Here is a 16880-nt window from a genome sequence, read left to right on the forward strand (position 1 = left end):
ATTGATGATGTTCAAAAGCAGGTATTAAAACTCAATGTCCGAAGGACAGTTGCCGGTTACCGGATGCCGGTCTGTTGATGGGTAAAATGCAGGCATTGGTTGGTAATTGATGATGTTCAAAAGCAGGTATTAAAACTCAATGTCCGAAGGACAGTTGCCGGTTACCGGTTACAGGATGCCGGTCTGTCGATGGGTAAAATGCAGGCATTGGTCGGTAATTGATGATGTTCAATAGCAAGTATTAAAACCAAATGCCCGAGAGCCGGTTGCCGGTTACCGGTTGCAGGATGCCGGTCTGTTGATGGGTAAGATGCAGGCATTGTTTGGGAATTGATGATGTTCAAAAGCAGGTATTAAAACTTAATGCCCGAGAGACAGTTGCCGGTTACCGGTTGCCGGTCTGGTTATTTTTGCATACTTGATGGGCCGGGCAGAAGCAGATGCCGCGCTGTGGGAAAAGCCGCATAGCGAATCCAACCGCCGAACTGTGCGACGCAAGTAAAGCCTCATATTTGCATTGTCGCTGGGCCCATAAGAATAAAAAAATGGCGAAGCCATTTACACACTACGCAAGCTTTAACAACTCCGGCAGCCGATTTACACCGCTGCTGCATAATAAACCGGCCGCCAATCCGTTATCCAGCAAACTTACTATCCATGCGCCTGACCATTTTACTTGCCGCCGTGCTCATTAGCAGTATTTCTTTTGGCCAGAAAAAATTTTCGTTCCAGGTAACAGGCCTGCCTGTAAGGCAGGGTATTATTTATAAACCTGTTACCAAACTGGACGGCAATATTGTTGCACCGGTAAACGGAGCCCAGATTGAAACCGGGCAGGACTCCTGCTTTTCCTTAACTGACGGTGAAGTAACAGCGGTGTTTGACCTGGGCGATGAATATGCCTGTGTGGTGCGCTACGCTAACAATATGCGCATGACTTATGCTGGCCTTAAGGATGTGGATGGGGAAATAAGCCGGGGGCAACTGATACGCAAAGGCACCTTTATTGGTCTGCTGAACAAGCAGGAAAAAGTGGGATCGCTTACGTTTATGCTTACCAACCAAAAAGGCGCTAACCTGGCCTTTGACAAAATAATCGCGTTTATTAAAAAGAACATGAAAGGCAGTTACCAGTACCGGGCAACGCCGGTTTTAACGGCAGCAGTACGTTGACTACTCTAAGAGTTTATTAAATATCTCCCGTCGGCATTTTGCCCCGTTCTTTAGTTGCAATCCTCTTTATCTTTGGCGGCAACAAACAATTTTATATATCTGATGAAAAAAAAGATAGCCCTTGTTACCGGCGGGTATAGCGGCGAAGCTGAGATTAGTTATTTAAGCGCCATTACAGTTGGCAATAATATTGACACTGAAAAGTTTGACTACTACAAAATTGACATACACCCGGATGGATGGAATTATGTTGATGCGGCAGGCAATAAAACCGCTGTTGACAAAAGTGATTTTACCATTAACCTTGCCGGCGAAAAAATAAAGTTTGACGCGGCACTGATGTGCATTCACGGAACGCCGGGCGAAGATGGAAAACTACAGGGCTATTTCGATATGCTTAACCTGCCCTATACAAGTTGCGACGCAGCTACATCCGCACTTACCTTCAATAAAAGATATACAGTGGCCGTGGCCGCTTTTGGCGGTATCAATGTGGCAAAATCATTGCATATTTTTAAGTATGCACCGGTTTCTGCAGAGGCCATTTTGCAACAATTGACGTTGCCGGTGTTTGTTAAGCCCAATAACGGCGGCAGCAGCATTGGTATGAGCAAGGTTACCGAAGCCACCGCCCTGGAAGCGGCACTGGAAAAAGCCTTTAAGGAAGACAACCAGGTGCTGGTGGAGGAGTTTATTGCCGGACGGGAGTTTACCATTGGCGTATTTAAAACCAAAGGCGAAATAATTCCGCTGCCAATTACCGAAATAATTACAAAAAAGGATTTCTTTGACTATGAAGCCAAATACCTGGGCGCCAGTGAAGAAATAACACCCGCCAAAGTAGAGGAAGCCATAGCCGAAAAAGTAAGGGCCGCCGCCAGGAAAGTATATGAATTACTAAACTGCAGGGGTATTGTGCGCATTGATTTTATTTACAACGAGGCCAAAGGCGAACCCTTTATGCTGGAAGTGAACACGGTACCGGGCCAAAGTGAAGCCAGCATTGTGCCGCAACAGGTAAAGGCCAAAGGATGGGCATTGAAGGAGTTTTATACCGCCGTTATTGAAGAAGCGGTGTAAAAAATAGTCATAAAGACAGGGAAGTCATAGAAGGCAGGAAGTCATGGAAGGCAGGAAGTCATGGAGTCATAAAGCCAGGAAAAGTCATAGACGTCCGCAGAACAACATAAGGATTAAGAAAAGCCGTATAGTAAATGGCTTCACACTTATTGACTTTTTTGACTTATCGGCTTAAACTTATTGACTTTATGACCTATTGACTTTTTGACTTCATGACCTGTTGACTTTAGTGACTTTATTAAAATATTTAACAACCAACGTGTATCTTTCATTCTGCATATTATTCTGAAACTGGTACTCGTTTAAAAAATCAGCTCTTGTTTAAATTCATTACGCAAAAATCTTTTTTGATAAACCTTTTGGTGGTACTTGTGCTTGCCGTTGTTGCTGTATTGCTGTTTTTTGGCTCGCTGGGCTGGCTTACCAACCATAATTCCATTGAAAAAGTACCGTCTGTTATCGGCAAAAATGTGGAAGAAGCGAAGAAGATACTGGAAGCCCGTGGGTTTGATGTAGAAGTGCAGGATTCAGTTTACATAGATACAACCGCCAAGCTGGCCGTTGTTAAGCAATCCCCCGAGCCTGATGCTTCTGTTAAAGAGCACCGCACCATTTACCTTACCATTAACAGGGATGTAGCGCCTGAAGTGGAGATGCCCGATCTTCGCGGTTTTTCTTTTAAAAGCGCCCAATTGTACCTGCAGAGCCTGGGCTTAAAAATGGGCGACACTACCTATAAGCCGGATATTGCTAAAAATTCTGTTCTGGACCAGCAGTACAATGGCAAATCCATAGCGCCGGGCACTAAAATAAGTATGGGCAGTCCCATCGGGTTGGTGATAGGCAGCGGTGTAGGCAGCACTTTCATTAACGTACCTGATTTAACGGGTATGACGGTTAAAGATGCTCGTAACTTTTTAAGCGCCATGAGCATTGGCATCAGCACCATTAACCCCGAAAGCGGCGAGAATATTGAAAGCCAGGAAAATGCCTATATTGTGCGCCAAAGCCCGGAGCCATATAATATGCTGGATGAGGGGCAGATGGTGACCAACAAAATTAGGGCCGGGCAGTTAATTGACATCTGGATAAGCAATACAAAACCTGTGGTTGATTCAGCCGGCATTATTAGTCAGCCGCCCGCAGAACCGCAGGAAAACTAATAAAGAACGTAATTATGCAAAACATAACCGTAGAAGAATTAAAAGCCAGGCTTGATGCAGGGGAAAAAGTGAACCTGCTGGATGTACGTGAAGAGTATGAAAGGGCAGAATTTAACATTGGTGGCACCCATGTGCCATTGGGCAAAGTGCAAAGCATGCAGCTTGACGAGGTTGAACCCTGGAAAGATGAAGAAGTAGTGCTTTATTGCCGCAGCGGCAACCGCAGCGGTATTGCAGCGCTGTTTTTAGAACAACTGGGTTATAAAAACACCAAAAACCTGGTAGGCGGTATGCTTGCCTGGAAAGATAAGTTTGGCGGGTAATATATTCGTCTGATTGAATTTTTTTGGGGCTTTGAGCAGCAGGAATACAATGCAGCTTTTGTCCCGGCTGTCCGTTGCAACTCCGCCACAGGGCCGGAGCACAGCGCCTTCAGCGGGGTTTTCACTTCCATCCGGCAGCCCGTCATCAACATATCGTTGACCCGGGCCTGTAGATACACCAAAAAGAATGATCAACATTTGAAAGCCCCTTTCCGGGCTTTTGTTTTTTAAACAACCAGCCCGCCTTCCTGCAGCAAAAGCCTGGTTTTAAGGATAGCGATAACCGATACTGAATCTGTAATTGTACCGTTGTTTACCATTTGGCAGGCATCCTCAAAAGGTAATTTTTTTACTGTTAATTGTTCTGTTTCTTCAGGCATCGCTTCATGCTGAGAAAGACCGGTTGCCACATATACGTGGCCAAATTCATCGCTTACAGAATTGGAGAGGTGCATATCCGCAATCTTTACCCAGTTTTTTGCTTTAAGACCGGTTTCTTCCAACAACTCCCTTTTGGCAGTATCGAGCGGGTCCTCCCCCAGCGGGCAACCGCCTTCCGGTATTTCCCAACTGTATTGGCCAAGCGCAAAACGAAACTGCCCCACCAGGTAGGTATTCATCTCCGCATCCAGGGGCACAACCCCTATGGCAAGCGTTTTAAAATGCACTTTTCCATATATCCCTTTTCCGCCGGATGGGTTGATAACATCATACTCTGTTACACTAATCCAGTTGTTGTCGTACACCGGTTTTTCATTAAGAACAGTCCAGGGGTTGTGTTGCTCATTCATAGAAAGTAGTTAAGTCATAAAGTCATTTAGCCAGAAAAGTCGGTAAGTAACAAAGCCAGTAAGTTGTTGCCAGGGCTAAAGATAAGAGCAACACGCCAATGGATGATTTGAATGGTAAAGAAATCATCACAAGATAACAGCGGTGGGCATGAAAATACCATACTGCCTATAACTGCTTGCTTACAGCAGTTAACCGGCCAAGAACAAAGCAGGTCTTTTGCACCCCACAGTTTTCATCCTGTGCTTTGATTTAAATTTTATAATTACCCTTCTTCAAAAGATAACGCTGAATAAATGAACCTATAAAAGCAAAAAGCACCCCATTCAATATTGCGGCAATAACAACTATACCGGGCGCAAGCTCATCTGATGGTGGAATATTGGGAAGGAAAAATATTTTAAATACTAAAAGAAAACCAGTTAGCCCCAGGATAAAACCGCTGATTTTGCCTGTTTTGTTTTTCATAATTGATAAGTTTAAAGGTTTTGAAATATAGTCGTACAAATGTATCCAAAGCACTTTGAAAAACAAAGTATCTTTTAAAAAAATATTTCCCGGATTTTCGGTCATCCAGGCTGGGGCAAATAGCATTAGATAAAGAACCCGCAATGTTGTGGGATGCTGGCTCTTTTGCTGCGTAAAGCGTTGGAGTAAAAGAGTGCGACGCAAGCAAAGCCTCATAGCAGCTATACTGCCGGGCCCATAAAAATTTCCAACGTAATGATGAATACTGTCAATACCCGGTTATGGATTGGTATCGCCCATGGCATATTGTATTCCGCCCAGTAAATGCTGCAGGTACAGCGGGTCTTTATAAGATTCTTTGGTATGGCCAAGTTCTGTATAGAAAGCCCTGCCGCCATCAAAATCATGGTACCAGCTCATGGGGTGGTAGTTGCCGTTTTCACCGCCCTGGTAACTGCTTTCATCAATGGTTATCAAAACATGCACATCGTTATCCAGTTGCAGAGATTTGAAATTGTACCATTCATCCCAACGCTTCCAGGTGGCAGGTAAATGTTTGGTGGCAATAAAATTTTTATCTACCACGTTTAGTACAGCTTCCTGCTGCTTTGGGTGGCTTTTAAACTGAGCGCCCACCAGCTTATTGTACCAGGGCCAGTCGTACTCGGTATCTGTAGCGGAATGCACACCTGCAAAGCCCCCTCCATCCTGGATATACTTTTCAAAAGCTACCTGCTCAGCCTGGCCCAGTACATTCATGGTGGTATTCAGAAAAATAACCGCGTTGTATTGCTTAAGGTTATCGCTGTTAAATTTAGTGCTGTCTGTAGTAGTGTCAACAGCAAAACCGTGCAGGCTGCCCAGTTGCTGAATAGCGGCAATGCCTTCCGGTATAGCATCGTGGTGAAAGCCGGCTGTTTTACTAAACACCAAAACCTTTTTGGCAGGCTGGGCGGCAAGCATAGTAACAGATGATACCAGCAAAAGGCAAAGCAATAGTTGTTTGTTCATAAGTTGAATAATTTGAGTGGCGTAAACTTAGTAAAACTCCGTTAACAAAACTTACAGCCGGCAAATGAAACAGGCACGTCTGCCGAAATTTTAGGGATTGTGATTGCTGCACTTCATTTTGCCTTAAATTAGTGCGTTCATTAACGCTGCAGCTACAGTTAAACCTAAGAGAGTAATAACATTTCACGCTAACTAAAACAAACCTTGTCAATGAAACGAAGGGATTTTCTGCAATCATCCTCCACGCTGTTAGCTGGTGCGGGGCTTGCTTCTTTTTTACCAATCGATGTGTTGGCCAAAAAGGCCATATCTGCCAACGACAAAATTAACGTTGCCGCCATAGGCATTAAGGGTATGGGCTGGGCCGACTTAACAGCCCTGCTGAAACTGCCCGAAGTGCAGTGTATTGCCCTTTGCGATGTAGATAAGAATGTGCTGGACAGCCGCGTTGCCGAGCTGGCCAAACAAAACATTAAAGTAGCCGCCTACAGCGATTACCGCCAGGTACTGGCCAACAAAGATGTTGACGTAGTGGTAATAGGAACGCCCGACCACTGGCATTGCCTTATTATGAACGAAGCCTGCGAAGCCGGCAAAGATGTTTATGTGGAAAAACCTGCAGGTAATTCCATTATAGAATGCAGGGCCATGGTGGCGGCGCAAAAAAAATACAACCGCGCCGTACAGGTAGGCCAGTGGCAGCATAGCAACAAGCACTACCAGGATGCCATGGACTTTGTGCACTCCGGCCAACTGGGCCAGGTACGCCTTGTTAAAGCCTGGGCTTACCAGGGCTGGATGAAATCTGTACCTGTACAACCGGATAGCGCACCACCCGCAGGAGTAGATTATAAAATGTGGCTGGGCCCTGCCAAAACAAGGCCTTTTAACCCCAACCGCTTTCACTTTAATTTTCGCTGGTACTGGGATTATGCCGGCGGCCTGATGACAGACTGGGGCGTTCACATGATTGACTATGCACTGGCAGGTATGAAAGCAGAATTGCCCAACAGCATTATGGCAAGCGGCGGCAAATTTGCCTACCCCGACGATGCCGAGGAAACACCAGACACACTTACCACGGTTTATGAATTTAATGGCTTTAATATGCTATGGGAGCATGCTACCGGCATTAACGATGGCCCTTACCTTCGCGACCACGGCGTTGCATTTATAGGAAATAACGGAACGCTGGTGGTTGACCGTGGCGGATGGGAAGTAATACCCGAAAAAATAAACGGCGAACTTAAAATGCAGGCGGTGGAACGCCAGCAAAGGGTTGACAATGGCCTGGAACTGCATGCCAAAAACTTTATTGAAGTAGTTAAGAGCAGAAAGTTTGAAGACCTGCATGCCCCTATTCAGTTGGGCGCACATGTTGCTACGGTTTGCCAGATGGGTAATATTGCTTTCCGCTCGGGTAAAAAAGTGTATTGGGACAAAGCGAAGGGAGAATTTACTGACAGCGAAGCCAACAAGTACCTTGCAGCGGAGTATCATAACGGGTATAAAATTCCAAAACCATAAATTGGTTGCAGCAAGAAAAGAGCGGCAATTTTTATGTACCCGGCGGCATATTGCTATGGAATCGTTCCTTGCGTCGCACTCTTGTACTGCAAATCATTGGGCAGCAACACTCGTACTGTTGTTCAATTCGTAAGACTAAATCATCATTCTTCAAAAAAAGAGAAACATGCGTAAGAAAATTTTCTCATTGGGTGGCATTTTAATCACCGTACTCTCCCTATCGGCACAGAACAACAACATGAAACCGGAGTACACGGAATATTATGAACCTGTGCCACGTAAAGTAACACCCGGCGCCAATGCCGGCGAAGCACCGTCAGACGCTGTTGTGCTGTTTGACGGCAAAAGCCTTGACCAGTGGATTTCCGTTAGCGACACCACAAAACCCGCCGGCTGGAAAGTAGCCAACGGCATTGTAACCGTTGACAAAAAAATGGGCGACATAAGGACCAAACAGCGCTTCAACGATTTTCAGTTGCACATAGAGTTCCTGATACCCGATTATATTACCGGCAGTGGCCAGGCCCGTGGCAACAGCGGCGTATTTCTTGCCGCTAATGAAGGCGGCGCCGAATACGAATTGCAGGTATTGGACAACTACGAAAACAAAACTTACGTAAACGGACAGGCAGGCAGCATTTACAAACAAAAGCCGCCATTGGTTAACGCCAATAAAAAACCCGGCGAATGGCAGTACTATGATGTTGTTTGGACAGCGCCCCGTTTTAACGCAGACGGCATGCTGATTACGCCAGCCCGCATTACCGTTTTGTTTAATGGTGTACTGGTACAAAACAACTTTGAACTAAAGGGCAATACCCCTTATATCGGCCTGCCGGTGTATAAGGCACATGGCCCCTCTCCCATCAAGTTGCAATCTCATGGCGACCCCAGCGAGCCCATCAGCTACCGCAACATTTGGGTAAGACCTTTGTAATTCGGCTCTTTACTTACTAATCACAAACCCCGCTGCAAGGCGGGGTTTTGTATTTATAGTCCTTTACGGAGCACTTTGGCAATACCGGCAATTAAGTTATTGGGCTATTCACTTTTCACGAAGCTAAACACATAGGTAAAAGGCTCCAGTTCAACCCCCGAGTCCAATTTAATCTTAGCAGCAGACTGCACTTTAATAACTGCATTCTTGCTATCTGTAAACTGAAGGCTGCAAGAAGCCTTTATTGTTTCGTTATATCCCCTGTCAGCCACTGTATCTGCAGCATCCTGTTTGCCGGGTACCTTTACGATAGAATAATGCTGAGAACCTACTGAGGCATCTTCTGTAACCAGTTTCATTTCCTGCTGTAGCTTGCATGCGGCGCAACGGGCAAACCCATTGAATACATTGGTAAACAGGGTATCATTGCTTTTAGTATAATAAAACTGGAAGCTGCTCCTGATATCCACATTAACAGAGTCCGCTTTTTCAATAATCATAAAACCCTCCCCCAGCCTTGCCTGGGGCTGCACCGCAGTTAACTTCCACCTGCCCGCATAATTTTCTACAGGCATGGTATTTTCCTCAGCCGTTATAGTTACAGGTGCTGATGCCTTTCTGCTGGAAACATAATAGATGGCTGCACTGGCTACAATTAAAAATAGTATCGCTATAAGATAGCGGGTTGTTTTACCCCCGGAAAACGGCGGCTGTTTACTTATAGCAGCATTGTTTGGTTGACCGGGCGCCGTAAGATGTTCTTCCGCCAAAGCTTTTAACAGTTGCACAAAGCCCTTATCGTAATCCGTGGAAAAATCAATGTGCTGCAGGCGTTGCAAACGGTAAGGGGTTTTACTGTCCTTTACAATAAGCGGTATTACCTTTTTCTTTTGCTCCAGCGCATAATACACTTCATCCAGTACATGGGTAGAGGTAACGGATTTTTCAGACTCTAAAAACAGCAGGCTATCGCAGGTTTCCAGGGCCTTCTCAATTTCAAGGTCCCATTCAGAGCCGGCCCTGATGTCTTCCTGGTCAATCCACACATCAAAGTTTTGTTGCTTTAAATCAAGTGCAAGCCGTTGGGCAAACGCGGCGCCATCTATTCTTGAATAACTGAAAAAGATTTTCTTGTTAGCCATTACGGTTGATGATGTATTGTACATGGTAAACTACGAAAAATTTAATGTACTTATTAGCACACATCTAACATGCGCTTAAGGTTAATACTAATCAAGCCTGGTCTCTTTTATAGTTTAGGCATTTATCTACAATTTCTTCCACTGACGGATTATAACCAGTCAGATCATCACTGAACGCGTTAAAATTTTCCGGAAAGTAAAACAATGTACTACCATTAGGGTAAGGAACATGTTTATCAAATAGCTCCAATAACTGCTCTATGTCTTCACCGTCAGTATTTGAAGACATTATTTTATTGCCCAGTTCTATTAGCTCCTCTCTTGTCATTGCTATGCTACTGTCAAGCTCTGACATAGCAAGTTGAAAACCTACACTTTTAAATTGTTTGATTAAGCCTGCATATCTGTGGTCACGCTCTTTTCTTTTTAGTAAATTTTGAGCGACCCTGAGGTGTGTTTCGTACCTCATTGTTTTAAAATTTCTGTCTATCTCTTCTATGATTGTTAAAGGAGCTTTGCCATCTACGTAAAATCTACAGATAGCTGTCAATGCTGAGGCCTGAGGCCAATCATATTCACCAAAAGCCACTAAGCGAAGCGTGCCCATAGCTTTAACACCCTGCAAATAGATAAGCTCAAAAATTACAACCTGGCATACATATAGCCATTCTCCAAGTCCTAACAAATTCTCATCAATATCGGGATGAACGGGCGGGGGATTATGAAGCTTATCTATCAAATAATTTAAACTATCAGGTTCGTGAGGTACAAATTGTTCTTTTGCCAGGTTTTCAAATTCATCCTCCCTGGTTATCAAAGTTTTTGCCAGACCGGCTATCAGTTGATCAATATCCGTTTTTGTTTTCATACAACAACATTAAACAAAATCCTTTCGCAGAAAGTGCTCACATAGATGATTATATTCATATGCCTAAATAAAATTCTCACTTATCTACGCTTCAATAAAAGCCCCATAGCATTACAGAACGATGAACGTAATGCGACGCAACAGGCGATGCCACAGGGAACACCTGCCCGCCACCAAAAAAAGCCGCTTATCAATGCCCCAACACAATGTTTTGTTTTTACGCCTACCTTTAAAAAAAAGGAAATGAAATATATGAAAGGCTATTCAGTACTCATCTTTTTGGCCGTGTTAATTGCGGCTGCACCTGCAACAGCGCAGGAAGCAAGGCTGATGCGTTTTCCGGCCATTTACAACAACCAGGTTGTGTTTAGCTATGCGGGGGATTTGTTTACCGTTGATAAGAACGGTGGTATGGCACGCAAACTAACATCGGATATTGGCTACGAAATGTTCTCACGCTTTTCACCTGATGGTAAAAACTTAGCTTTTACCGGCCAGTACGATGGCAATACGGAAGTATTTGTAATGCCTGCAGGCGGCGGCGCCCCTAAACGTGTTACCTATACGGCCACGCTTGGCCGCGACAATATTGCTGACCGTATGGGGCCTAACAATATCGTGATGACCTGGCAGGACAATGAGCATATTATTTACCGCAGCCGTAAAAAAACATTTGATGATTTTGTGGGCTCTTTGTTTGTAGCTAATGTAAACGGCGGGCTTAGCGAAGAACTTCCACTGCCCAATGGTGGCTTCTGTTCTTTTTCGCCCGATAAAAAGAAAATGGCCTATAACCGCATTTTCCGCGAGTTCCGCACATGGAAATATTATCGTGGCGGCATGGCCGATGACATCTGGATATACGATTTTAACAGCAAACAAACCATCAACATTACCAATAACCCTGCACAGGATATACAGCCCATGTGGTTTGGCGACAAAATTTATTTTCTTTCTGACAGGGACAGGACCATGAACCTTTTTTGCTACGATGTTACCACCCGGCAAACAAAGAAGGTTACCAACTACACAGATTACGATATTAAGTTTCCCTCACTGGGTAACAACGCCATTGTTTTTGAAAGGGCCGGTTACCTGTATACGGTTGACCTTCCTTCAGAACAAATAAAACAGGTGAACATCAGCATCGCGTCAGACAATATCTATGGCCGTACAGAATGGATTGATGCTTCCAAATTCATACAGGGTGCATCTATTGGCCCTGATGGCAAAAGACTTGTGATGACAGGCCGCGGCGACATATTTACGCTACCTGCGGAGAACGGAATAACCCGCAACCTTTCGCAAACAAATGGCGTACATGAAAGAGATGCCGCATGGAGCCCTGATGGCAAATACATCGCTTTTATAAGCGATTCCACCGGTGAGGATGAAATTTATATACAGTCGCCAGATGGTGCCAGTAAGCCCATACAAATTACCAGCACCGGCGATGTATACAAATATGCGCTTACATGGAGCCCCGACAGTAAAAAGATTCTATGGAGCGACCGCAGGCCAAGGCTTAGGTATGTGGATATTGACTCTAAAAAAATAACAGAGGTTGACACCTCTAACATTAATGAACTACGCGATTTTAGCTGGAGCCCGGACAGCAAATGGATAACCTACAGCAAACAGGAAAGAGGCACCAAAGGCAAGATATATTTATACAGCCTTGCCTCAGCCCGCAAAACCCCGGTAACAGATGGCTGGTATGATGTGTTTAACCCCGTATTCAGCAACGATGGCAAATACCTTTACCTGGCATCCAACCGTAATTTCAACCCCACTTTCAGCAATACAGATTTCCAGATTGCTTACCTCAACATGGCCAAATTGTACCTTATTACGCTGGCCAAAGAAACAACCAACCCCTTTGCCCCCGAGAACGATGAAGTTGCCGTAAAAAAAGCCGACACAGCAAAAGATGATGACAAAAAAGAAACGGGTAAACCTGGCGGCAATGCGGTAAAAGATATTAAGGTTGACCTGGAGGGCATTACCCAGCGCATAGTAGCCATACCTGTAGAAGCCTCCAATTATTTTGCACTGTCACCCGGTGAAAATAACAGGCTGTATTACCTGAAGGTAAAAGATGGCGAAGACCAGCCCCAACTGAGTGTTTACGACCTGGAGAAGAAAAAAGAAACCAACCTGGGAGCATCGGATGGCTTTGAGCTAAGCGCCGATTTTAAAAAGATGGTGATAAAAGTGAAAAGCAATTATTATGTAATTGACGCCCCCACCGCTAAGCCCGAACTGGAAAAAGAAGTAGACCTTGGAGACATGAAACTATGGGTTGATAAGAAGGCCGAATGGAAACAGATATTTGATGAAAGCTGGCGGCAGATGCGTGACTTTTTCTATGCACCCAATATGCATGGTGTTAACTGGAAAGCCATGCATGATAAATACGCCGTACTGGTGCCTTATGTAAACCAGCGGGCTGACCTTACGTATTTAATCGGCGAAATGATCGGCGAACTAAGTGTTGGCCATTCCTATACCGGCGGGGGCGACCAGCCTAAACCAGAGCGCATACCACTTGGTTTGCTGGGCGCTAAATTATCACGGGATGCCAGCGGTTATTACCGCATAGATAACATATTGGAAGGCGCCAACTATAATGAAGAACTCCGCTCACCTTTAACGGAAGTGGGTGTAAACGTAAACAAAGGCGACTACATTATTAGTGTAAATGGTAAACCCGCCAATACACTTACAGATGTTTATGCGGCCTTGGTAAACACCGCGGGTAAAGAAGTGGAACTGGTGGTAAACAGCAAGCCATCCCCCACCGGCGCCCGCAAAACAATTGTGGTGCCTGTTGCAGATGAAAGCAAACTGTACTACTACAACTGGGTGCAGCACAACATACGCTACGTTGACTCCGTTAGCGGCGGCAAAATTGGCTACCTGCACATACCTGATATGGGGCTTGAAGGCCTTAACGAGTTCATGAAATACTTTTACCCGCAGCTAAACAAAAAAGCGCTCATTATAGATGACCGCGGCAATGGCGGCGGCTTTGTTTCGCCGCTGGTTACAGAGCGCCTTAACAGGCAGTTGGTGTATTACGAGTTTGCCAGGAATGCGCTGGGCACCCCAGACCCCGAAGGCCACTATGGCCCCAAAGTGCTGTTGGTAAACGAATATTCAGCCAGCGACGGCGATATTTTCCCTTACCGGTTTAGAACATACAAGCTCGGTAAAATCATCGGCAAACGTAGCTGGGGCGGCGTTGTGGGCATACGTAACAGCCTGCCCTTTGTGGATGGTGGCTTTTTAAACCGTCCGGAATTTGCGCCCTACCTGGCCAACGGCTTTGTAATAGAAGGCCATGGCGTTGACCCGGATATAGTGGTGGATAATGACCCCGCCAAAGAATACGCCGGCGTTGACGAGCAATTGAACAGGGCCATCAGCGAGTTGCTGGAAGAGTTAAAAACAAAAGAACAAAACATACCTGCCGTACCGCCCTACCCTGATAAAAGTAAATAAAGGCACGGTTTGCAGCTACACATTTTAGCCATTGCAGCTTAAACCTGCAATGGCTTTTTTATGGGCCCGGCAGACGGATAAGCATGAGGCTTCCGTTGCGTCGCACTCTTGTACGTTTGGTTCGCTATGCGGCTTTTCCCGCAGGGTAGCAACTACTGCAACCATAATTTATGACCAGCAAAACATTAACACGCACCTGCATAATATAATTAGGAACGCCGGTTTACTAAGGTTATCTTCACTGTAATTCACGGCGATACAATTTGTCCTCAACATTCTCCCGCTTACCATCACAGTTAGTTAACACTGAAATGAAAAAACAATATATGCTGGTTATCCTGCTTGTTACAGGTATGATAACAGCCCGAGCGCAATCCTCGTACACAACTATTCAATTTAAAGATAACATGAAGTCCGCTCTTGCACTTGAGCTACCTTACACAACAGATGAGGTGGAAGGTACTATACTCGAAAAACTAAAACAAAGCGGCTTTAAACCCGATACACGTGGCAGTTTTTTCTGGAAGAGAAACAAGACCGATGGTTTTTATGTTTTCAATGAAGTGATGTTACCTTCCGCAGGCACCCAAAAACTTGACTTGTATTTTAAAGTGGTGCAAAAGAACAACGAAGAAAAAAACAACAGCATCCTATACTTAATGGCAAGCAACGGCAATGAAAATTTTCTTTCGCCCGATGGGGATACCATCCTTTGGAACAGCACTATGGCATTCCTGAACAGTTTTAAAGACAAAACCACCGCTTTTAGCCTGGAGCAGTCCATCATCAACCAGGAAAGCGGCATTAAAGATTCTCAGGAAAAATTGGCCTCTTTACAAAAAGAAGGAAAAGATCTGGACGAGAAACTCAGGAAAAACCAGGACGAACAAAAGAACCGTCAACTGGAGTTAGACAATCAAATCAAAATGCTGGAAAACTTAAAACTCAAGAGGAAAACTTAATTATTGCTAACAAGTAATAATGCTTCAACAATGCCGTTGGCTTAACTGCCGGCGGCATTTTTGTACATAGTCATTTTTAAGGGTTACCACGAAAACACAGAAAGGTTTTACCACGTCCCCTTTCCATCCCGACGAAGGAGGTACCAGGCCTGGGTAAGACCGCCTGCGGCGTACGGAAGATGATTTGAGGCATGCGGAAGATCATTTGAGGGATACGGAAGACCATTTGAGCCATGCGGAAGATGATTTGAGGGATAGGGAAGACCGTTTGAGCCATGCGGAAGATGATTTGCCGCCTGCCGAAGACCGTTTGAGGGCTCGGGAAGATGTTTTGAGGGCTACATTTGGTCTTCGGGAGGGCTCTGACAATGTTCCGCAGTTTTCGGGCCATGTTCCCGGGCAGCAGTTGATTTTCCGGGTGCGGAGGGGCAGATTTCTCCTGTTCCATTCCGGCCGCCGTTCAATCCCGGTTAATTTTTACCGGCGAAAGCTTGTGAAACCCCGTCCGCCAGGCAACTTTCTTCTGAGTAAAAGCCCCGTTTCTGACGCCTCTGGCGCCAGAAACATGGAACGGAACCGGCTACCCCTTAAAGTAAATGCCGCCGCCTGTACGAATGTTTTTTGAGGATTTGCGCAACAGTACTTCCACTATCCGGCAAGCAGTTAAAGTATTGAAAACCAGAAAAGAGAATGCCGTATTTTTGGAGTATCCAGACAGGAAAAGGTTCGGATATAAATTGTTAGCTGTAATTAAAATGAGCATCTCAAAATGTTGAAAAATCTTCCATATTTAAACCCTGACGAAATCAATTTTTACTATGACCAATTAAATCTAGAAGAGCTTGAACAAGTTCAAACAAAAAAGACATTTGAGATTTCTTTCGCAGGACCCAAGTTTTCTAAAACCTTCGAAACAGACAAAAAGAATATTTCAGTTTATAAAAAATTGGACTCAATAATAGAAGGGCTTTCTTACCATAATCAAATAGCTACAAGCAGACCGATTAGTGATATAAATTGGGACTCACCTGGATTTGTTTTCGAAAACGTTAAAGCAACTAAGGTGTTTTTTCCTAAATCGGTAATTGGTGAAATCTATGGACTAAATCATTTAGTTGTTTGGGTTGCAAATCCAGATTATTCAACCTTATCAACAGAACGTTGGCAGTTTACAGGGACTTTTCTGTATTTGATTGAAACTGCTTATGACAAAGGAGCCTATCAAACGACCTTATCTGGTTGTTCTGCATTACAGGCAGTTTCAAATATTGTTAAAGGTGAAAATATCTTAAAAAAGAATTGGGATGAACCTTTAGGAAGAAACAACAATAAACATCCTCTTCAGAAACTCGAATCAATTGGAGGAATTGTTATTGGTGATAGACAAATCGAGACAATATATCGTAAGCGATATTCAACAGATGAACAGTGCTTTACTTATGAAGGAGTAGAATATCGTTGTAATGATTTACTCGGATACCCGTTATTTATCGATGCCAAATATTAATTACAGCTAACGTATAGGGCTTAAACACAGCGGAGCGCAGCGGAGGTTCGGTTTAAACCTATGTTGACTAAACCTTGGGTAGCCGTGCAAAGGAGTTATGGATTTTGAATAGAGGTAATCTTTGGTCTAGGCGGATGCCGCTTTTATCTTTACCCTCCGCAGGCAAAAAAGCAGCTTTCCCAGGTTTTCCGAAGTTTTGCCGCAGCCTCAAGTTATTTTCACAGGCCGGCAACTACCTACCGTGGCCCGGCCGCCACCTTTACCGAATAAACCAGGTGAACCTCTCCATCCCAGCTTCCCAACGTAAAAGCGCCGTTTCTGCCGCCTTTGGCGCCAGAAACATGGAACGGAAACGGCTACCCCTTAAAGTAAATGCCGCCGCCTGTACGAATGTTTTTTGAGGATTTGCGCACCAGTACTCCACTA

At 44.7% G+C, this 16880-nt stretch carries 14 protein-coding genes; 9 read left to right on the forward strand and 5 right to left on the reverse strand.

Translation table 11 applies throughout. The features are described 5' to 3' along the window. The first annotated feature begins 657 nt into the window (after positions 1 to 657). The 4 genes from F0364_RS17610 (at position 658) to F0364_RS17625 (ending at position 3739) form a co-directional block, all read left to right on the forward strand. Positions 658 to 1173, forward strand: a complete 516-nt coding sequence (locus F0364_RS17610) for a hypothetical protein (RefSeq protein WP_153799121.1) — start codon at positions 658 to 660, stop codon at positions 1171 to 1173. Positions 1174 to 1275: 102 nt separating this feature from the next. After that, on the forward strand, positions 1276 to 2253 hold the full coding sequence (locus tag F0364_RS17615; RefSeq protein ID WP_153799122.1) for a D-alanine--D-alanine ligase: 978 nt from the start codon (positions 1276 to 1278) through the stop codon (positions 2251 to 2253). Positions 2254 to 2570: 317 nt separating this feature from the next. Further along, positions 2571 to 3416, forward strand: a complete 846-nt coding sequence (locus F0364_RS17620) for a PASTA domain-containing protein (protein ID WP_153799123.1) — start codon at positions 2571 to 2573, stop codon at positions 3414 to 3416. 14 nt (positions 3417 to 3430) lie between these two features. Continuing rightward, positions 3431 to 3739 (forward strand): rhodanese-like domain-containing protein, encoded by a 309-nt coding sequence (locus tag F0364_RS17625; protein ID WP_153799124.1) that lies wholly within the window; start codon positions 3431 to 3433, stop codon positions 3737 to 3739. 227 nt (positions 3740 to 3966) lie between these two features. Here F0364_RS17625 and F0364_RS17630 read toward each other — a convergent pair whose 3' ends face one another. From F0364_RS17630 to F0364_RS17640, 3 genes are all read right to left on the reverse strand, one after another. Continuing rightward, entirely contained in the window at positions 3967 to 4530 is a 564-nt protein-coding gene (locus tag F0364_RS17630) for an NUDIX domain-containing protein (RefSeq protein WP_153799125.1), read from the reverse strand. Positions 4531 to 4780: 250 nt separating this feature from the next. Beyond that, the gene (locus F0364_RS17635; protein WP_153799126.1) at positions 4781 to 4996 is read right to left on the reverse strand and encodes a hypothetical protein; all 216 of its coding nucleotides are present in this window, start codon (positions 4994 to 4996) and stop codon (positions 4781 to 4783) included. 279 nt (positions 4997 to 5275) lie between these two features. Continuing rightward, positions 5276 to 6007 carry a ThuA domain-containing protein gene (locus F0364_RS17640; protein ID WP_153799127.1) on the reverse strand — a complete coding sequence of 244 codons (732 nt, stop codon included), beginning with the start codon at positions 6005 to 6007 and terminating at the stop codon, positions 5276 to 5278. Between the two features lie 210 nt (positions 6008 to 6217). Here F0364_RS17640 and F0364_RS17645 point away from each other — a divergent pair, with 210 nt between their 5' ends. Together F0364_RS17645 and F0364_RS17650 are read left to right on the forward strand one after the other, a co-directional pair. Next, positions 6218 to 7534: a Gfo/Idh/MocA family protein gene (locus F0364_RS17645; RefSeq protein WP_153799128.1), complete on the forward strand. Its 1317-nt coding sequence runs from the start codon at positions 6218 to 6220 to the stop codon at positions 7532 to 7534. Positions 7535 to 7700: 166 nt separating this feature from the next. Next, complete coding sequence (locus tag F0364_RS17650) at positions 7701 to 8471, forward strand: 3-keto-disaccharide hydrolase (RefSeq protein ID WP_153799129.1); 771 nt, start codon at positions 7701 to 7703, stop codon at positions 8469 to 8471. A 104-nt stretch (positions 8472 to 8575) separates the two neighbouring features. Here the strand turns inward: F0364_RS17650 and F0364_RS17655 are convergent, their stop codons facing one another. Both F0364_RS17655 and F0364_RS29000 read right to left on the reverse strand, forming a co-directional pair. After that, positions 8576 to 9637, reverse strand: a complete 1062-nt coding sequence (locus tag F0364_RS17655; protein ID WP_153799130.1) for a toll/interleukin-1 receptor domain-containing protein — start codon at positions 9635 to 9637, stop codon at positions 8576 to 8578. A 67-nt stretch (positions 9638 to 9704) separates the two neighbouring features. Further along, positions 9705 to 10481 (reverse strand): bacteriocin immunity protein, encoded by a 777-nt coding sequence (locus tag F0364_RS29000; protein WP_207632740.1) that lies wholly within the window; start codon positions 10479 to 10481, stop codon positions 9705 to 9707. Between the two features lie 243 nt (positions 10482 to 10724). Here F0364_RS29000 and F0364_RS17665 point away from each other — a divergent pair, with 243 nt between their 5' ends. The 3 genes from F0364_RS17665 to F0364_RS17675 all read left to right on the forward strand — a co-directional run bounded on the left by F0364_RS17665 (position 10725) and on the right by F0364_RS17675 (position 16454). Beyond that, on the forward strand, positions 10725 to 13985 hold the full coding sequence (locus tag F0364_RS17665) for a S41 family peptidase (RefSeq protein ID WP_207632741.1): 3261 nt from the start codon (positions 10725 to 10727) through the stop codon (positions 13983 to 13985). A gap of 311 nt (positions 13986 to 14296) precedes the next feature. Further along, positions 14297 to 14947 carry a hypothetical protein gene (locus tag F0364_RS17670; protein ID WP_153799131.1) on the forward strand — a complete coding sequence of 217 codons (651 nt, stop codon included), beginning with the start codon at positions 14297 to 14299 and terminating at the stop codon, positions 14945 to 14947. A gap of 769 nt (positions 14948 to 15716) precedes the next feature. Next, the gene (locus F0364_RS17675) at positions 15717 to 16454 is read left to right on the forward strand and encodes a hypothetical protein (protein WP_153799132.1); all 738 of its coding nucleotides are present in this window, start codon (positions 15717 to 15719) and stop codon (positions 16452 to 16454) included. The last annotated feature ends 426 nt before the right edge of the window (positions 16455 to 16880 follow it).

It is taken from the genome of Foetidibacter luteolus, assembly GCF_009650435.1.
Taxonomy (GTDB): Bacteria; Bacteroidota; Bacteroidia; order Chitinophagales; family Chitinophagaceae; genus Foetidibacter; species Foetidibacter luteolus.

What these genes read in the sequence shown, in the direction of transcription:
- F0364_RS17640 (WP_153799127.1), bottom strand. Translation starts at nt 6,007, where the DNA reads ATGAACAAACAACTATTGCTTTGCCTTTTGCTGGTATCATCTGTTACT.
- F0364_RS17665 (WP_207632741.1), top strand. Translation starts at nt 10,725, where the DNA reads ATGAAATATATGAAAGGCTATTCAGTACTCATCTTTTTGGCCGTGTTA.
- F0364_RS29000 (WP_207632740.1), bottom strand. Translation starts at nt 10,481, where the DNA reads ATGAAAACAAAAACGGATATTGATCAACTGATAGCCGGTCTGGCAAAA.
- F0364_RS17610 (WP_153799121.1), top strand. Translation starts at nt 658, where the DNA reads ATGCGCCTGACCATTTTACTTGCCGCCGTGCTCATTAGCAGTATTTCT.
- F0364_RS17650 (WP_153799129.1), top strand. Translation starts at nt 7,701, where the DNA reads ATGCGTAAGAAAATTTTCTCATTGGGTGGCATTTTAATCACCGTACTC.
- F0364_RS17630 (WP_153799125.1), bottom strand. Translation starts at nt 4,530, where the DNA reads ATGAATGAGCAACACAACCCCTGGACTGTTCTTAATGAAAAACCGGTG.
- F0364_RS17675 (WP_153799132.1), top strand. Translation starts at nt 15,717, where the DNA reads ATGTTGAAAAATCTTCCATATTTAAACCCTGACGAAATCAATTTTTAC.
- F0364_RS17645 (WP_153799128.1), top strand. Translation starts at nt 6,218, where the DNA reads ATGAAACGAAGGGATTTTCTGCAATCATCCTCCACGCTGTTAGCTGGT.
- F0364_RS17670 (WP_153799131.1), top strand. Translation starts at nt 14,297, where the DNA reads ATGAAAAAACAATATATGCTGGTTATCCTGCTTGTTACAGGTATGATA.
- F0364_RS17655 (WP_153799130.1), bottom strand. Translation starts at nt 9,637, where the DNA reads ATGTACAATACATCATCAACCGTAATGGCTAACAAGAAAATCTTTTTC.
- F0364_RS17615 (WP_153799122.1), top strand. Translation starts at nt 1,276, where the DNA reads ATGAAAAAAAAGATAGCCCTTGTTACCGGCGGGTATAGCGGCGAAGCT.
- F0364_RS17635 (WP_153799126.1), bottom strand. Translation starts at nt 4,996, where the DNA reads ATGAAAAACAAAACAGGCAAAATCAGCGGTTTTATCCTGGGGCTAACT.
- F0364_RS17625 (WP_153799124.1), top strand. Translation starts at nt 3,431, where the DNA reads ATGCAAAACATAACCGTAGAAGAATTAAAAGCCAGGCTTGATGCAGGG.